The sequence below is a fragment of the Halolamina salina genome (assembly GCF_042678005.1).
GTDB classification, from domain to species: domain Archaea; phylum Halobacteriota; class Halobacteria; order Halobacteriales; family Haloferacaceae; genus Halolamina; species Halolamina salina.
This window is the reverse complement of the sequence record NZ_JBHUDH010000018.1, coordinates 1-1,733: the sequence shown is the minus strand read 5'-3', so window position 1 is coordinate 1,733 and position 1,733 is coordinate 1. Positions and strand designations below refer to the sequence as shown.

Below are 1,733 nucleotides of genomic sequence, written 5' to 3'. Positions count from 1 at the left end.
AACGCGGCGGCGGCGACGATACCCGTGTCGTCGCCGACGTGGAAGATGGTCGGGCCGCCGGTCTGTTTGATCTGGGTGAGCTCGCCCTCGACGGTGACCGCCTCGCCGCGGCGGAGCTCCTCGACGGCGGTGATCTCGGGCTCGTGCTCGACGCGGACGACCCGGTTCTCGGCGGGATCGACCTCCTCGAACGCGATGTCGCCGTTCTCCCGAATCTCGGTCAGTCGGACGACCAGCTCGTCGCCCTCCTCGTACTCGCCGTCGAGGCCGGACTCGTGGACCAGCCCGGAGACGGTGTCGGAGACGTCGACGAAGACGCCGTAGTCGACGACGCCGTTGACGGTCACGAGGTAGCGTGCGCCCTCCGCCACGTCGTCCATCGTACAGTCGTCGTCGAGATCGTAAACCACGGTCGCGTCGTCGGGAACATCCCGACGGTCCGAGGGCGAACCGCCCTCGGGAGTGCCGGCGTCCTCGCCGGCTGAGTGCTCGGTCATACGGAAAACTCGGCGGTCGCGGGTGTTAAGTCTTCCAGTTCGAACACGACGCGCCCCCGCGGGCGTCCCGGAATCCTTAGTTAGCGCCGCCACCGAGTACCCGGAGATGGGACTGTTCCGGTCGGGCGATGTGGTCGGCATCGCCGACGACGCCCTCACGTTCGCGCTCGAAGCGTCCCGCGAGACACACCCCGACGAGTACATGGGGCTGCTGCGCGGGGAGCCGGCCGAGGAGTTCGGGATCGACCACGAGGGGCTGCTCGTGACGGACGTGCTGATCATCCCCGGCACCGAGTCCAACCCGATCAGCGCGACGATCAAGACCAACATGGTCCCCAACGACTTCTCCTCCGTCGGATCGATCCACTCCCACCCCAACGGCGTGCTCCAGCCCTCTCAGGCCGACCTCGCGACGTTCGGCAAGGGGCAGGTCCACATCATCGTCGGCCACCCCTACGGCCGCGACGACTGGGTCGCGCTCGACCGCGAGGGCAAGCGCCGCAGCCTCCCGGTGTACGACGTAGAACTCGACGACCCCGAGGAGTTCTTCGACTTCACGCAGGAGGACATCGACGCCGAACTCGGCCTCGACGGGGACGAGCCATGAGCGGGGACGGTCGGGAGACGACGGGCGGCGAACCGACCCGCGCGGTCGCACAGGGCACCTTCGACCTGCTCCACCCGGGACACGTCCACTACCTCCGCGAGGCCGCCGACCACGGCGACGAACTCCACGTCATCGTCGCCCGGAGTTCGAACGTCTCCCACAAGGAAGACCCCGTGCTGCCCGCCCGCCAGCGCCGGGACGTGGTCGGCGCGATCGACGCCGTCGACGAGGCACACCTCGGCCACGAGTCGGACATCTTCGTCCCCATCGAGCGCATCGACCCGGACGTGATCGTGCTCGGCTACGACCAGCACCACGACGAGGACGCGGTTGCGGCCGCGCTGGACGACCGCGGGATCGACTGCGACGTGGCCCGTGCGGGACCGCGGGAGCCGAAGTACGAGGACGAACTGCTCTCGACGGGCCGGATCGTCGACCGGATTCTGGAGCGGCGCGGGTAGTCGACGGTCGCTGTCGATCGATTTTCGCTCGGACGGTGTCCGTGGCTCCCAGCCGTCGGGCAGACGCGAAGCGGATAAGTATCGCCGGGCGCTACCTCGCGTAGTGACTTCAGACCGCCAGTTCGCCGGCCTGCTCGCGGCCGCCGCGATGGGAGTGTACCTCCTCGT

At 68.6% G+C, this 1,733-nt stretch carries 2 protein-coding genes and 1 pseudogene; 2 read left to right on the top strand and 1 reads right to left on the bottom strand.

Annotated features, from left to right (window positions below):
- A pseudogene (locus ACFR9S_RS02405) lies at positions 1-497 on the bottom strand (RecJ like exonuclease); the annotation flags it as partial.
- A 106-nt stretch (positions 498-603) separates the two neighbouring features.
- Between ACFR9S_RS02405 and ACFR9S_RS02400 the strand changes: the two are divergent.
- The gene (locus tag ACFR9S_RS02400; protein ID WP_379732616.1) at positions 604-1,104 is read left to right on the top strand and encodes a Mov34/MPN/PAD-1 family protein; all 501 of its coding nucleotides are present in this window, start codon (positions 604-606) and stop codon (positions 1,102-1,104) included.
- Positions 1,101-1,565, top strand: coding sequence for an adenylyltransferase/cytidyltransferase family protein (locus ACFR9S_RS02395; protein ID WP_379732617.1), 465 nt, complete (start codon positions 1,101-1,103; stop codon positions 1,563-1,565). The genes ACFR9S_RS02400 and ACFR9S_RS02395 overlap by 4 nt, the downstream gene beginning before the upstream one ends.
- Positions 1,566-1,733 lie beyond the last annotated feature (168 nt).